Source organism: Streptomyces sp. NPDC042002, from assembly GCF_055588305.1.
This window is the reverse complement of sequence record NZ_JBVJCT010000005.1, coordinates 257,319-271,215: the sequence shown is the minus strand read 5'-3', so window position 1 is coordinate 271,215 and position 13,897 is coordinate 257,319. Positions and strand designations below refer to the sequence as shown.

Sequence of the window (13,897 nt, the reverse complement as noted above, 5' to 3'; positions counted from 1 at the left end):
AAGCCTCACGCGGATGGGGTTCACACCGATGGCCCCGGGTGCGACCCTGTGATCATGAGCCGTATCGAAGCCCCGCGCGATGAGGACACGGCAGCGACCGGCAACCTTCTCGACCGCCTGCTGAGCGGCCTGCCGGCCGAGGCCGTCCTCACCGACCCGGACGTCACGGCCTCCTACGCCAACGACATGGCGAGCTTCTGCGAGGCCGGCACACCCTCCGTGGTCGTCCTGCCGCGCACCGTCGAGCAGGTCCAGCACGTCATGCGCGTCGCGACCGAACTGCGCGTCCCGGTCGTCCCGCAGGGCGCCCGCACCGGCCTGTCCGGAGCGGCCAACGCCACCGACGGCTGTGTGGTGCTGTCCCTGGTGAGGATGGACCGCATCCTGGAGATCAACCCGGTCGACCGCATCGCCGTCGTCGAACCCGGTGTCGTCAACGCCACGCTCTCCCGCGCCGTAGGCGAACACGGCCTGTACTACCCGCCGGACCCCTCCAGCTGGGAGACGTGCACCATCGGCGGCAACATCGGCACGGCCTCCGGCGGGCTGTGCTGTGTGAAGTACGGGGTGACGGCCGAGTACGTCCTCGGTCTCGACGTCGTCCTCGCCGACGGGCGGCTGATGTCCACCGGGCGCAGAACCGCCAAGGGCGTCGCCGGCTACGACCTCACCCGCCTCTTCGTGGGCTCCGAGGGATCGCTCGGCATCGTCGTACGGGCGACTCTGGCGCTGAAGCCGCAGCCGCCCCAACAGCTCGTCCTGGCAGCCGAGTTCGGGTCGGCGCGGGCCGCCTGCGACGCCGTCTGCCGGATCATGGAGGGCGGTCATGTGCCCTCCCTCCTCGAACTGATGGACCGTACGACCGTCAAGGCCGTCAACGACCTCGCCCACATGGGCCTCCCGGAGACCACCGAGGCGCTGCTGCTCGCGGCCTTCGACACCCACGACCCGGCGGCCGACCTCGCCCTGGTGGGCGCCCTCTGCGAGGCCGCCGGCGCGACCCAGGTGGTCCCTGCCGAGGACGCGGCCGAGTCCGAACTCCTGCTCCAGGCAAGGCGGTTGGCGCTCACCGCGCTCGAAGCGGTCAAGGGCACCACGATGATCGACGACGTGTGCGTGCCGCGCTCGCGGCTCGGCGACATGCTCGACGGCATCGAGCGCGTCGCCGAGAAGTACGCCCTGACCATCGGGGTCTGCGCACACGCGGGCGACGGCAACACACATCCCACCGTCTGCTTCGACGCCACCGACCCCGACGAGTCCCGGCGCGCCCGCGAGTCCTTCGACGAGATCATGGCCCTCGGCCTGGAACTCGGCGGCACGATCACCGGTGAGCACGGCGTGGGCGTCCTGAAGAAGGAGTGGCTGGCCCGTGAGATCGGCCCGGTGGGCGTGGAGATGCAGCGGGCCATCAAGACGGCGTTCGACCCGCTGGGCCTCCTGAACCCGGGCAAACTGTTCTGAGCCCCCGGGCTGTTCACCGACCGCCGACGCGTCAGGGCGACTCGCCGTCCGGCGTCCCGGCAGGGGTGTCCACCTGCCGCGGACCCGTCAGGGCTACTCACCGTCCGTGGACTCGTCCGACGGCCACGGGTCGCGCAGCCACAGGTCGTCGGGCGACGGGGTACCCCCCTGGTCGAGCGAGGCCGAGAGCCTCGGGGACGGCGCGAGCAGCTCGGCCAGGCCGGCGTCGATACCGAGCTGCCCGGCCTCGGAGCCCGGGGGGACCACCTTGAGGGTGCGCTCCAGCCAGGCCGAGATCTGTGCGGCGGGCGCTTCGAGCAGCGCGTCGCCGTCCGGCGAGCTCAGCGCCATGAGGACGACACTCCGGCCGCCGACCTTCGTCGGCCACACCCGCACATCGCCGTGGCCGCACGGCCGGAACACCCCCTCGACGAGCAGTTCACGGGCGAACGTCCAGTTGATGGGATGGTCGGAGCCGATGTGGAAGGTGATGCGGACGGCGTACGGGTCGTCGGAGCGGTAGCCGAGGCGCGCGGGTACGGGGATGCTGTGCTCGGGCGACAGGACGAGATGAAGCTCCAGCTCGCGTTCCACCACGGTGTGCATGTCGATGCGCTTCCTTTCGTCGTACGGGCTCCTGTGGGCGGGCCCGTACGAGTGGAGAGCGCCTCGCGCCGTGAGCATTACGCGGGTTCGGAGAATTCTTTCGGGCCCGCTTCGGCTCTCGTACGACTCTCCTACGGCAGTCCTACGGCAGTCCTGGCGCTCTTCCACGGCTCTCCTTCGGCCCTTGTTCGGGCACAGCGCGGACAGCCTCGGACGTCCGCTCGCAAGAGGGGGCGGAACCTTGCCCGAAAGGAGTGGGTACGGCGGGACCGGCCGTGACGCGTGCGCGGGTCTGGTAGATGTGGACCCCCAACACGACCCCCGAGCAGATACGGGACGACGGACATGAGCGCCCCAACCCCGGCCCCCGGTGACGACAGGCCCCGCGAAGGGTATTACCCGGACCCCTCCATCCCTGGATACGTCCGGTACTGGAACGGCGCCGCCTGGGTGCCGGGCACGAGCCGCCCGGCGCCGTCGGGCGGCGAGGCGCTCGCCCCGCCGGCCGGCGTGCGCCCCGCGCGTGTGCCCGCTCCGGCGCCGTCCCCCGAGTTCTCGGACGCGCGCGGACGGGGAGGCACCCCCGCCGCGGAGGAGACGGGCCCGCACTTCTTCGACGAGGACCCGCAGCCCCGCCAGGCCACCCGCGCCGAGTCCCAGCACGGCAGCCGGCCCGAGCCCGCCGCCGCGTGGGGCGCCGACCGTTCCCAGCAGTCCGGCTTCGGCGGCGACCAGGACCGCCGGGTGTCCTGGGGCGCGCCGCAGGAACCCGACCCGCGCGTCCCGCGTGCGGCGGAGTCCGCCGAAGCGGTGATCCAGCCCGACGGGGCGGCGGCGCGCACGGACGGTACGACGACGATCCCGCCCGCCGACTCCGGCGGCACCCCCCGGCCCCCGGCGACCGGAGGCCCCGTGGTCTTCCGCCGCCCCACCGCACCGGTGCCGCCCACGGGACCGGAGGGCGCGGAAGACACCAGCGGTACGGCCGGTACGGGCCGTACGGGTGAGGCGGGTTCGGGCCGAGCCGACGGCTGGGGCGGGCCCGGGACCGGGGCTGCCGCGAGCACCGGGCCGTCCGGAGCCGGACACTCCACCGCCACTCCCGGCGCCCCGGATCCCGTACCCGCCGAGGACGACCGGGCTTTTCGCGCGCCCTCCCCGCGTACGGAGCAGCAGAGCGGGGCGCACGGCGGGAGCACGCGGCCGGCGGCGGCCACTCCGGGCGCGTCCGCCGCACCTGCCGCGTCCGGCACGCCCACGTCATCCGGGGCGCCATCCGGAGACGGCTACGGAGCCGGGCAGGCCGCCCGTAACGCCGCCGCCCAGAACGCCGCCGCGCAGGCCGCCGCCAAGGCGTCCGCCGCGCCGGCCGCTCCCGCCGTCCCCCAACAGCCCGGCGCCGCCGCCCCCATGGCCTCCGGGACCGGCGGCGGCCAGCCCTCCTGGGCCCAGCAGGTGCACCAGCTCGCGGGTGACCCCGCCGAGGAGGGACAGCGGGTCCCGCAGTGGAAGCCGCCGGTCGACGACGTGTTCCAGGCGGCCGCCCGCCGGCAGTCGGCGGCCCGTCCGGCCGGCCTCGGCAGACGGCTGGCCGCCCGGCTGGTGGACACCGTCGTCCTCGCCGCGGTCACCGCGGCGGCCGCCGTGCCGCTGGGCACCAGGGCGGCCGATCACATCAACGAGAAGATCGACGCGGCCAAACTGTCGGGCGAGAAGGTCACCGTCTGGCTCCTCGACGGCACGACAGCCTCCTGCCTCGGCGCCGTCCTCGCCGTACTGCTCCTCTTCGGCGTCCTCTACGAGGTCCTGCCCACCGTCAGGTGGGGCCGCACACTGGGCAAGAAGCTGTTCGGCATCGAGGTGCGCGACATAGAGGGTCATGAACCGCCGGCCTTCGGACGGGCGCTGGGCCGCTGGCTCGTCCTCAGCGTGCCGTGCCTGCTGCTCGTCGGGTTCGTCGGCGTCCTGTGGTGCCTGTTCGACAAGCCCTGGAGCCAGTGCTGGCACGACAAGGCGGCGCACACCTTCGTGGCGGGGCCCGCCCGGTAATCCCGTCCCCCGGACGGCCCTTCGCCGGATGCGGAGCCGGGGGGTTCGCGGTCGACTCGGGCCATGAGCAGCGAACCGCCGCCCCCGGGCCCCGGCCGGCCACCGGACGACGACCCGTTCAGGAAGCAGCCCCCGCCCGGCGAGGGCGCGGGGTCCCCGTACGACCCGCCGCCCCCGTCCGGCGGCCAGACCCCGCCCTACGGCAGTCAGCCGCCCCCGTTCGGAAGCCGGCCGCCTCCCCACGGAGGCGGCGGTCCCTACGGCGAAGGCGGCGGCCCTCACGAGGGGGGCGGCGACCCCTATGGCGGTGGCGGCCCGTACGGCGGTGATCCGCTCGCCGGGATGCCGCCGCTCGCGGACAGCGGGAAGCGGGTGCTGGCGAGGATCCTGGACATGATCCTCGTGGGCATCGTGGTGTGGCTGCTGTCCTGGGCGTTCGGGGTCACCGAGTACAACATGGACTCGAACAAGATCGAGTTCAGCAAGTCGCTCGGGCAGTCCGTGGTGGCCGCCGTGCTCTACGTCTCCTACGACACCGTGATGATCAGCAAGACGGGCCAGACCCTCGGCAAGCGGCTGTTCAACCACCGCGTCGCCAACCTCGACAACGGCTCGACACCCTCCGTGCAGACCTCCCTGGTCCGCGCCCTGGTCCTGTGGATTCCGTTCGCGTTCTGCTGCGCCTGTGTCTGGACGGCGATCGCGGGCGGCTGGAGCTTCTTCGACAAGCCCTACAAGCAGGGCCTGCACGACAAGGCGGCCAAGACGGTGGTGGTCGACGCCGGGTGACGGCGGCGGGACCGCACGGCCCTGTGACGTGGCTGGCCGGACGACGTGGGCCGGGGCGGAGTGGGGCCGGGACGACATGGGCCGCGGCGGCGACGGCGCACGCGGGCGGCGCACACACGAACGGCGGGTCCGTGGTTCACGGGCCCGCCGTTCGGGTACGAGGTCGGAGCGTCCGGGGTGCCGGCGGTCCGCCGGTCCGCTGGGAGACCGGGGTCCGCAGGCTCGCGTACGCCGCTTCAGGGCCCCGCGGGTTCGCGCACCGGCTCGGGCACGGAGGCGGCGGACACGGACGCGGTCTCGCGTCGCACCGGCACCCGCTCGTGGATGACGGCCGCGGCGGCGGACGGTGCGGGCTTCGGCAGCGGGACCGTCATGGCCACCAGCAGTCCGAGAGCGAGTGCCGAGAGGGTGATCAGCACGATCCCCAGGCTCGAACTCGTCTGTGACAGCAGCAGCATGGCGAGGGTGGAGAAGATCACGGTGCAGGAACCGTAGGCGAGCTGTGCGGCGGTCGGACGAGGCATGGCAATCGTGTCCTCGGATGGGGGTTCTCCCCCCGGTGCCTCTCGCGATGGGGGAGGGTGCGGATAGGAATCGGGGGTGGGACAACGGTGTCGACGTGGCTTCCCGCCGGCTTCCGACGCTTCGCCAATCGACTCTATTCGCCTGCATGCCCGAGTGGAACGTCCGGTAAGCGTGACCTTACCCACGGTGCCGGTGCACAGGGGGCGCACGGAGTCATCACGTCCATCAAGTGGGCGTAAGGGCGCGCCTGTTGGGGGGTTTCGGGGCGTCCGGATACCGAACGTAGGCTTCGCATAATGCACTTGCCAGGTTCAAGTCAAGATCTGTCTTTTCTTTGGTAACTCCGGTCAACTGTCGTCACTTGAATCGCGTTGCGCGCGCGGACCTCCATGACCCGGAACCCCCTCCGCGCGAACGGGCGCGGGGGAGGACATCAAGTGACCAACAGACCATGGACGTTCAGAGCAGCCGCGGTGGGCGTCGCCCTCGCGGCGGCCACCGCCACGTTCTCGACGTACGCGGTGGCGCAGGCCGACTCGGCCGCCGCGTCACCCGTCGTGAACCGTCACGACCCGCAGCCGGTCCGGAACACGGTCGACCACGACCTCGACGGACCGCTGAGCAAGACGCAGAACGCCCAGCACCAAGAGGCGTTGAACCAGGTGATATCCGGCGACGCCAAGGTGCAGAACCGCAACGGCTCGCAGGTCGTCCAGCTGAAGAGCAAGAAGGGCAGCAGCAAGTACGTCGAGCTGGGCCGCGAGAAGACCGACAAGATCTTCACGATCCTCGTCCAGTTCGGCGACAAGGCGGACCCGAAGTTCGGTGGCACCGCCGGCCCGCTGCACAACCAGATAGCCAAGCCGGACCGCAAGAAGGACAACAGCACGGCCTGGCAGGCGGATTACAACCAGAAGCACTTCCAGGACCTCTACTTCGGCACCGGCAAGAACGTCGAGTCGATGAAGAAGTTCTACGAGACGCAGTCCTCGGGCCGCTACTCGGTGGACGGCGAGGTCGCCGACTGGGTCAAGGTCCCCTACAACGAGGCCCGTTACGGCAACGACGCCTGCGGCTCCACGAACTGCCCGAGCGTGTGGAACGTCGTCAGCGACGGCGTCACCGCCTGGGTCGCCCAGCAGAAGGCGGCCGGCAAGTCCGACGCCGCCATCAAGACGGACCTGGCGCAGTTCGACCAGTGGGACCGCTACGACTACGACGGCGACGGCAACTTCAACGAGCCCGACGGCTACATCGACCACTTCCAGATCGTGCACGCCGGTGAGGACGAGTCCGCGGGCGGCGGCGCCCAGGGCACCGACGCGATCTGGGCCCACCGCTGGTACGCGTTCGGCACCGACGCGGGCGCCACGGGCCCGGCCGACAACAAGCTCGGCGGCGCCCAGATCGGCGACACCGGCATCTGGGTCGGCGACTACACCATCCAGCCGGAGAACGGCGGACTCGGCGTCTTCGCCCACGAGTACGGTCACGACCTCGGTCTGCCGGACCACTACGACACGGCCGGCGGCGACAACTCCACCGGCTTCTGGACCCTGATGTCCTCGGGCTCCTGGCTCGGCAGGGGCAAGGACTCCATCGGAGACCTCCCCGGCGACTTCAACGCCTGGGACAAGCTCCAGCTCGGCTGGCTGAACTACGACACCGCCAAGGCCGGCAAGCAGTCCACGCACAAGCTGGGCGTCGCCGAGTACAACACCTGGAACAAGCAGGCGCTCGTCGTCAGCCTGCCGGACAAGGCGGTCACGACCACGGTCGTCAACCCCGCGCAGGGCTCGTCCCAGTGGTGGAGCGGCAGCGGCGACAACCTGAAGAACACGCTGACCCGGTCCGTGGACCTCACGGGCAAGTCGTCGGCGACGCTGACCCTCGACGGCTGGTACGACATCGAGGCGGGCTACGACTACCTCTACACCGAGGTGTCGACCGACGGCGGCGCCAACTGGACCGCTCTCGACGGCACGGTGGACGGCGCCGCCATCCCGCGTGACGGCAGCGACAAGCCCGCCCTCACCGGCACGGTCGACGCGTACAAGAAGCTGGCGTACCCGCTCGACGCCTACGCGGGCAAGAAGATCGACATCCGCTTCCGCTACCAGAGCGACGGCGGTGTGGCGCTGAAGGGCTTCGCGGCCGACGAGATCGGTGTCACCGCGGACGGAGCCGCGCTCTTCTCGGACAACGCCGAGACGGCCGACGCCGCCTGGACCGCGAGCGGCTTCTCCCGCATCGGCGCCTCGTTCACCAAGGACTACGCGCAGTACTACCTCGCGGAGAACCGCCAGTACGTCTCGTACGACAAGACCCTCAAGGTCGGCCCGTACAACTTCGGCTTCTCGACGACCCGTCCGGACTGGGTGGAGCACTACGCCTACCAGAACGGCCTGTTGATCTGGAAGTGGGACACCTCGCAGGCGGACAACAACACCAGCCAGCACCCGGGTGTCGGCCTCGCGCTTCCGGTCGACTCGCACCCGAAGGCCCTGTGGTGGGACAACGGCACGCTGATGCGCAACCGCATCCAGGCCTACGACTCCCCGTTCAGCCTGTACCGCACGGACGGCCTCACGCTGCACAGCGCGGACGTCGCCACGAGGATCCCGTCGTCGAAGGGGGTGTCGGTCTTCAACGACCACACCAGCGACTACTACGACAACCGGAACCCGACCGGCGGCGTCAAGATCACTGACACCAACACCAAGATCCAGATCGTCAAGGAGGCCAAGGACGGCTCGACGATCTCGCTCAAGGTCGGTCCCGCAGTGAAGTAGTCGGCATTTCCGCAGGTCAAACGCGTATCGGCGGCAACCCCCTGGCGGGTTGCCGCCGATCGTGTTTAGGTGCGTCCTGTGCCCGGCTTATTGACACCGAATCGTACGGGGGTGTGACCGCATGGCCGCAGGAGGTTTCTGCAGACTGCCGAACGGCAGCGTCGTAGTGGCGCTGAACCTGCCCAGTCCGGCAGGTTACGGCTACGGCTGCCTGCGGTTCCTGGTCGTCGCCCAGAACCGGGCCCGCGCCCTGACCCGGCTGCGGAACCTGGGCCTGCGCGCCGTCTACCTCCGGGGCAACGCGGCCCCGCCCACCCCGGACGAGATCACCGCGGTCCTGCACCACCCCGACGGGCTCATTTGGCGTACGGCCCCCGACGGCGCGGTCCCCGTCAGCGGTGCCCCCGAGCTCACCCAGGAGCTGTGGCACCCGGTCAGGACGCTGCTCAGGCGCCCGGCACCGCAGCCGTGAGGCCGCGGGAGCGCGTGCGGGGCGGGTGTGACCCGGCATACGACTCGGTGCGGCTCATCGGGTGTGACCTGGTGTGACCCCGTGCGGCTCCGTGTGACCCGGTGCCGTGGCCCCGCTACACCACGGGCTTGCCCGTGAGCTCGACTCCGGCGGCGCGCAGCTCCTCCAGCGCGCGTTCCGTCGTCTCCTCCGCCACCTTGGCCGTCAGGTCGAGCAGGACGGTCGTGCGGAAGCCCTGCCGGGCGGCGTCCAGGGCGGTCGCCCGGACGCAGTGGTCGGTCGCGATGCCGACCACGTCCACCTCGCCGATCCCGCGGTCGCGCAGCCAGTCGCCCAGCGCCACCCCGTTCTCGTCGGCGCCCTCGAAGCCGCTGTAGGCCGCCGCGTAGGCGCCCTTGTCGAAGACGGCGTCGATCGCGCCGGAGGCGACGGCCGGAGCGAAGTTCGGGTGGAAGCCCACGCCCTCCGTACCGGCCACGCAGTGCGCGGGCCAGGAGTGCACGTAGTCGGGGTTGTCGGCGAAGTGCCCCCCGGGCGCGATGTGGAGGTCGCGGGTGGCGACGACATGCCGGTAGCCGGCGGGGGCCTGCCCGATCAGTTCCGTGACCGCTGCGGCCACGTCGGCGCCCCCGGCCACCGCGAGGCTGCCTCCCTCGCAGAAGTCGTTCTGCACGTCTACGACGATCAAGGCGCGGCGCATGGGCGGTGTCCTTCGGCTATGGGTGCGGCAGACAAGGGTGCGGGCCCGGCCGTTGAACTTCCGAGCCTAGAGACTTCGAGGGCTGTACGGGAGGGGGTATTCGGCTTCACGGCCCGCGCGGGCACGCTGCCGTTGCATTCCCGCTCACCGGAGGTTCATGCGCGGCGTCACTCCCGCACCGGCCGTCCCGCCCGCCCCGCGCGCCTCAGACGTATTGGGTGGGAATCACCGGCTCGCCGCGCGACAGCTGGGTCGCCGACAGCGGCAGCCGGGCGCGTGCGGCCGCGTGCCGGTCACGTACGGCATCGAGCGGCTCACGGGACAGGACCTGCCCGCCCTTGACCAGCTGGACCAGGATCTGCTGGTCCGCCAGTTCGCCGGGCACCGGTCCGACGCCGATCACCTCGGCCTCGGCGACCCCCTGCTCGTCCAGGCGCCGCGCGGCCCACTTGCGGCCGCCGATGGACGTCTTGCCGCCCGTGGACTTCTTCGCCACAGGCTCCAGCGGCGCCTTCGGGTCGGCCGACTCGGCACGGGCGACCAGTTTGTAGACCATCGAGCACGTCGGATGGCCGGAACCCGTCACCAGCTGGGTGCCGACGCCGTACGCGTCCACGGGCGCCGCCGCGAGTGAGGCGATGGCGTACTCGTCGAGGTCGGAGGTCACGACGATCTTCGTCCCGGTCGCGCCCAGCTCGTCCAGCTGCTGGCGCACCCGGTGGGCGACGAGCAGCAGGTCGCCGGAGTCGATGCGCACCGCGCCGAGCCCGGTCCCGGCGACCTCGACGGCCGTGCGGACCGCCTCGGTGACGTCGTAGGTGTCCACGAGCAGCGTGGTGCCGCGGCCCAGCGAGTCCACCTGGGCCTGGAAGGCGTCCCGCTCGTTGTCGTGCAGGAGGGTGAAGGCGTGCGCGGAGGTGCCCACCGTCGGGATGCCGTAGCGGAAACCCGCGGCCAGGTCGGAGGTGGTGGTGAACCCGCCGACGTACGCGGCCCGCGAGGCGGCCACCGCGGCCAGCTCGTGGGTGCGCCGGGCGCCCATCTCGATCAGCGGCCGGTCGCCCGCGGCGGAGGCCATCCGGGAGGCCGCCGCCGCGATGGCGGAGTCGTGGTTGAGGATCGAGAGGATCACCGTCTCCAGGAGCACGCACTCCGCGAAGCTGCCCTCGACCCGCAGGAGCGGAGAACCCGGGAAGTACACCTCGCCCTCGGGATAGCCCCAGATGTCCCCATCGAAGCGGTAGGAGGCGAGCCACTCCAGGGTCGGCTCGTCCACGATCCCGCGCTCGCGCAGGAAGCCGAGGACGTCCGCGTCGAACCGGAAGTTCTCGACGGCGTCGAGGACACGGCCGGTGCCCGCGACCACTCCGTAGCGCCGCCCCTCGGGCAGCCGCCGGGTGAAGACCTCGAAGACCGAGCGCCGCTCGGCGGTCCCGGCCGCGAGCGCGGCCTGCAGCATCGTCAGCTCGTACTGGTCCGTGAAGAGCGCCGTGGACGGAACGCCCACCCGTCTCCCGCCGCCACCGTTCCGGGGAAGCGCGTCGCGCCCCTCTTCTTCCGGCAGCCCAAGGTCCGCTGTGTTCATGGCAGGGATCGTACCCCCATCTCGTCACTTTGACGATTTCTGGGAGGTCCCGCGATTCCCGGGGTGTCGGCCCCCGTTCCGGCCCCCGTCTCAGGGGAGCGTTTATGCGGGAGACCCCCTCTGGTGGCAGCATGGGCGTGTGACGGCTCCCGCACCTCTAGAGATCGAGAAGACCGAGTCGGCGGAGGAGGTCTTCGCCGTACCCGAGCCGGACGTCCCCTGGGTCACGATCGTCCACAACGACCCGGTCAACCTCATGAGCTATGTGACGTATGTCTTCCAGACGTACTTCGGCTACCCCAAGGACAAGGCCACCAAGCTGATGATGGACGTCCACCACAAGGGCCGGGCCGTCGTCTCCAGCGGCACGCGCGAGGAGATGGAGCGCGACGTGCAGGCCATGCACGGCTACGGTCTGTGGGCCACCCTTCAGCAGGACCGGAAGTAGCCGGCCCCCTGTCAACCGACCGCCCGCAGGACCGGAAGTAGCGAACTCACTCCATGCCAGGACACTTCGAACCGCTCCCCGGCGGCGGCGCGGCCGTCGCGCTCGACGAGGTCGAGATCTCCATCATCCGCTCCCTCGCCGTCCAGCTCCTGGAGCTCATCGGTCCCGGCCCCGCGGAGGACGCCTCCGCCGACCCGCTCGCCGAGCTGTTCGCGGAGGGCCCCAGCGAGCCGCCGAGCGACCCGGTGCTCAAGCGTCTGTTCCCCGACGCCTACAGCGGCCCCGGCGTCGAGGCCGGCTCGCCCGAGCAGGCCGAGGAACAGCACGCCCACTCCGCCGAGTTCCGCCGCTTCACCGAGAACGACCTGCGCGCCGGCAAGCGCGAGAACGCCCTCACGGTGATCCGCTCGCTGGACGGACTGACGCCCGGCGGCGACGGCGGAGCGGTCCTCAAGCTGACCACCGCGCAGTCCGAGCAGTGGCTGCGCGCCCTGAACGACCTGCGCCTCGCCATCGGTTCGCGGCTCGACGTCGTCGACGAGGAGGACACCGACCTCCTCTACCGCCTCCCCGACGAGGACCCGCGCAAGCCGATGGTGATGGCGTACCTCTGGCTCGGCGGCCTCCAGGAGACCCTGGTCGAAACCCTTATGCCCTGAACCGTCAGGACATGACACCTCTCGCGGTCGCTCAGCGGACGCTCAAATCCGGATAACGATCACGTCACCGTAACCGCGCCCTATGGGGCGCGGTTCGACGTTTGTCCGGTTTTCCCTGTGGTCTGCGCGACATCTCCCTCAGCCGATCAACGCCGCCGCCGTGATAGATCTTCACGACCGCCCGGCAGGACACCACCCATGTCCCGCCGGGTGCGCCACCGAGCCGGCGGACCGCCGGCCAGGCACAGCTCCACCTATCCGGGGGGATCGGAAACCGATCCGAAGCCAAGGGACTGGCTCGGACCGGTATGGAGAAAGGCGCACCAACGTGACCTCATCGCAGGTCGGCAAGAGTTACGACGGCAGTGAGGCCGTGGGCGGCGACGCCCCCGAAGAGGGGTACGAGCGCGGGCTCGGCAGCCGTCAGGTCCAGATGATCGCGATCGGCGGCGCCATCGGCGTCGGCCTCTTCCTGGGAGCCGGGGCGAACATCGCCAAGGCCGGCCCCAGCCTCATCGTGATGTACGCCCTCGCGGGGGTGATCATCTTCTTCATCATGCGGGCGCTCGGCGAGCTCCTGCTCTACCGCCCGGTCTCGGGCTCCTTCGCGGAGTACTCCCGCGAGTTCCTCGGCCCGTTCTTCGGCTACTTCACCGGCTGGACGTACTGGCTGATGTGGGTGGTCACCGGCATGGCCGAGCTCACGGCCGCCGCGATCTACGTTCACTACTGGTTCCCCGCGATCCACCAATGGGTGACGGCACTGGTGTTCCTGGTCGTCCTGTTCGTGGCGAACCTGATCTCGGTGAAGCTCTTCGGCGAGATCGAGTTCTGGTTCTCGATGGTCAAGGTCACCGCGCTGATCGGCATGATCGTCATCGGCATCGGCGTCCTCACCTTCGGCTTCAGCTCCGCCGGTGACACGGCCTCCGTCAGCAACCTCTGGCAGTTCGACGGCTTCTTCCCCAACGGCATCGGCTCGTCCCTGATGACCCTCCAGGGCGTCATGTTCGCCTACCTCGCCGTCGAGCTCGTCGGCGTCACGGCGGGCGAGTCCGAGAACCCGGAGAAGACGCTCCCGAAGGCCATCAACACCCTCCCGTGGCGCATCGCCCTCTTCTACGTCGGCGCGCTCACCGTCATCCTCTGCGTCGTGAAGTGGACGGAGTTCGCGCCAGGCGTGAGCCCCTTCGTCGAGGCCTTCGCGAAGATCGGCATCCCGGCCGGCGCGGGCATCGTCAACTTCGTGGTCCTCACCGCCGCCCTGTCCTCCTGCAACTCGGGCATGTACTCCACGGGCCGCATGCTGCGCAACCTCGCCGACAGCGGCGAGGCCCCGCGGGTCTTCAGCAAGCTGTCGTCCACCAAGACGCCCGCGCTCGGCATCACCGTCTCCGTGCTCTTCATGGGCATCGGCGTGATCCTCAACTACGTCGTCCCCGAGAAGGCCTTCGGGTACGTCACCTCGGTGGCCACCGCGGCCGGCATCTGGACCTGGCTGATGATCCTGGTCAGCCACATCCGCTACCGCCGCGCGGTCGACGCCGGCCGGCTGCCGGCCTCGTCCTTCCCCGCCCCGGGCGGCGCGAAGTGCAGCTGGGTCGCGGTCGCGTTCCTCCTCTTCGTCACCGGCCTGATCGCGTACGACTCCGAGTCCCGTATCTGCCTCTACGTGATGGCCGTCTGGGCCGCCGCCCTGGCCATCGGCTGGGCGGTCCTCAAGGCACGCAACCCCCAGGTCACCGAACGCCGCGAGCCGGAACTCGAGACGATCGGCTGACCGCCCCACGGACGTCCGGCCGCCCCGG

At 70.7% G+C, this 13,897-nt stretch carries 12 protein-coding genes; 8 read left to right on the top strand and 4 right to left on the bottom strand.

Annotated features, from left to right (window positions below; all coding sequences use genetic code 11):
- Positions 1–48: 48 nt before the first annotated feature.
- The gene (locus tag ACZ6KY_RS11150) at positions 49–1,464 is read left to right on the top strand and encodes an FAD-binding oxidoreductase (RefSeq protein ID WP_469310037.1); all 1,416 of its coding nucleotides are present in this window, start codon (positions 49–51) and stop codon (positions 1,462–1,464) included.
- A 93-nt stretch (positions 1,465–1,557) separates the two neighbouring features.
- On the opposite strand, the gene ACZ6KY_RS11145 is transcribed toward ACZ6KY_RS11150, so the two are convergent.
- Positions 1,558–2,070 (bottom strand): SsgA family sporulation/cell division regulator, encoded by a 513-nt coding sequence (locus tag ACZ6KY_RS11145; RefSeq protein ID WP_469310036.1) that lies wholly within the window; start codon positions 2,068–2,070, stop codon positions 1,558–1,560.
- A 345-nt stretch (positions 2,071–2,415) separates the two neighbouring features.
- Between ACZ6KY_RS11145 and ACZ6KY_RS11140 the strand changes: the two genes are divergently transcribed.
- Entirely contained in the window at positions 2,416–4,119 is a 1,704-nt protein-coding gene (locus ACZ6KY_RS11140; protein WP_469310035.1) for an RDD family protein, read from the top strand.
- Positions 4,120–4,182: 63 nt separating this feature from the next.
- Entirely contained in the window at positions 4,183–4,908 is a 726-nt protein-coding gene (locus tag ACZ6KY_RS11135; protein WP_469310034.1) for an RDD family protein, read from the top strand.
- A gap of 236 nt (positions 4,909–5,144) precedes the next feature.
- Here the strand turns inward: ACZ6KY_RS11135 and ACZ6KY_RS11130 are convergent, their stop codons facing one another.
- Positions 5,145–5,432, bottom strand: coding sequence for a hypothetical protein (locus tag ACZ6KY_RS11130; protein ID WP_469310033.1), 288 nt, complete (start codon positions 5,430–5,432; stop codon positions 5,145–5,147).
- Positions 5,433–5,870: 438 nt separating this feature from the next.
- Between ACZ6KY_RS11130 and ACZ6KY_RS11125 the strand changes: the two genes are divergently transcribed.
- Both ACZ6KY_RS11125 and ACZ6KY_RS11120 read left to right on the top strand, forming a co-directional pair.
- Positions 5,871–8,225, top strand: a complete 2,355-nt coding sequence (locus tag ACZ6KY_RS11125) for an immune inhibitor A domain-containing protein (protein WP_469310032.1) — start codon at positions 5,871–5,873, stop codon at positions 8,223–8,225.
- Positions 8,226–8,346: 121 nt separating this feature from the next.
- Positions 8,347–8,697, top strand: a complete 351-nt coding sequence (locus ACZ6KY_RS11120; RefSeq protein WP_469310031.1) for a hypothetical protein — start codon at positions 8,347–8,349, stop codon at positions 8,695–8,697.
- A 115-nt stretch (positions 8,698–8,812) separates the two neighbouring features.
- Here the strand turns inward: ACZ6KY_RS11120 and ACZ6KY_RS11115 are convergent, their stop codons facing one another.
- Positions 8,813–9,397: an isochorismatase family protein gene (locus ACZ6KY_RS11115; RefSeq protein ID WP_469310030.1), complete on the bottom strand. Its 585-nt coding sequence runs from the start codon at positions 9,395–9,397 to the stop codon at positions 8,813–8,815.
- A gap of 205 nt (positions 9,398–9,602) precedes the next feature.
- Complete coding sequence (locus tag ACZ6KY_RS11110; RefSeq protein ID WP_469310029.1) at positions 9,603–10,982, bottom strand: nicotinate phosphoribosyltransferase; 1,380 nt, start codon at positions 10,980–10,982, stop codon at positions 9,603–9,605.
- A gap of 139 nt (positions 10,983–11,121) precedes the next feature.
- Here ACZ6KY_RS11110 and clpS point away from each other — a divergent pair, with 139 nt between their 5' ends.
- The 3 genes from clpS to ACZ6KY_RS11095 all read left to right on the top strand — a co-directional run bounded on the left by clpS (position 11,122) and on the right by ACZ6KY_RS11095 (position 13,869).
- Positions 11,122–11,430: an ATP-dependent Clp protease adapter ClpS gene (gene clpS, locus ACZ6KY_RS11105; protein WP_328555296.1), complete on the top strand. Its 309-nt coding sequence runs from the start codon at positions 11,122–11,124 to the stop codon at positions 11,428–11,430.
- A 53-nt stretch (positions 11,431–11,483) separates the two neighbouring features.
- Positions 11,484–12,089, top strand: coding sequence for a DUF2017 domain-containing protein (locus ACZ6KY_RS11100; protein WP_469310028.1), 606 nt, complete (start codon positions 11,484–11,486; stop codon positions 12,087–12,089).
- Positions 12,090–12,417: 328 nt separating this feature from the next.
- Positions 12,418–13,869 (top strand): amino acid permease, encoded by a 1,452-nt coding sequence (locus ACZ6KY_RS11095; protein WP_469310027.1) that lies wholly within the window; start codon positions 12,418–12,420, stop codon positions 13,867–13,869.
- Positions 13,870–13,897 lie beyond the last annotated feature (28 nt).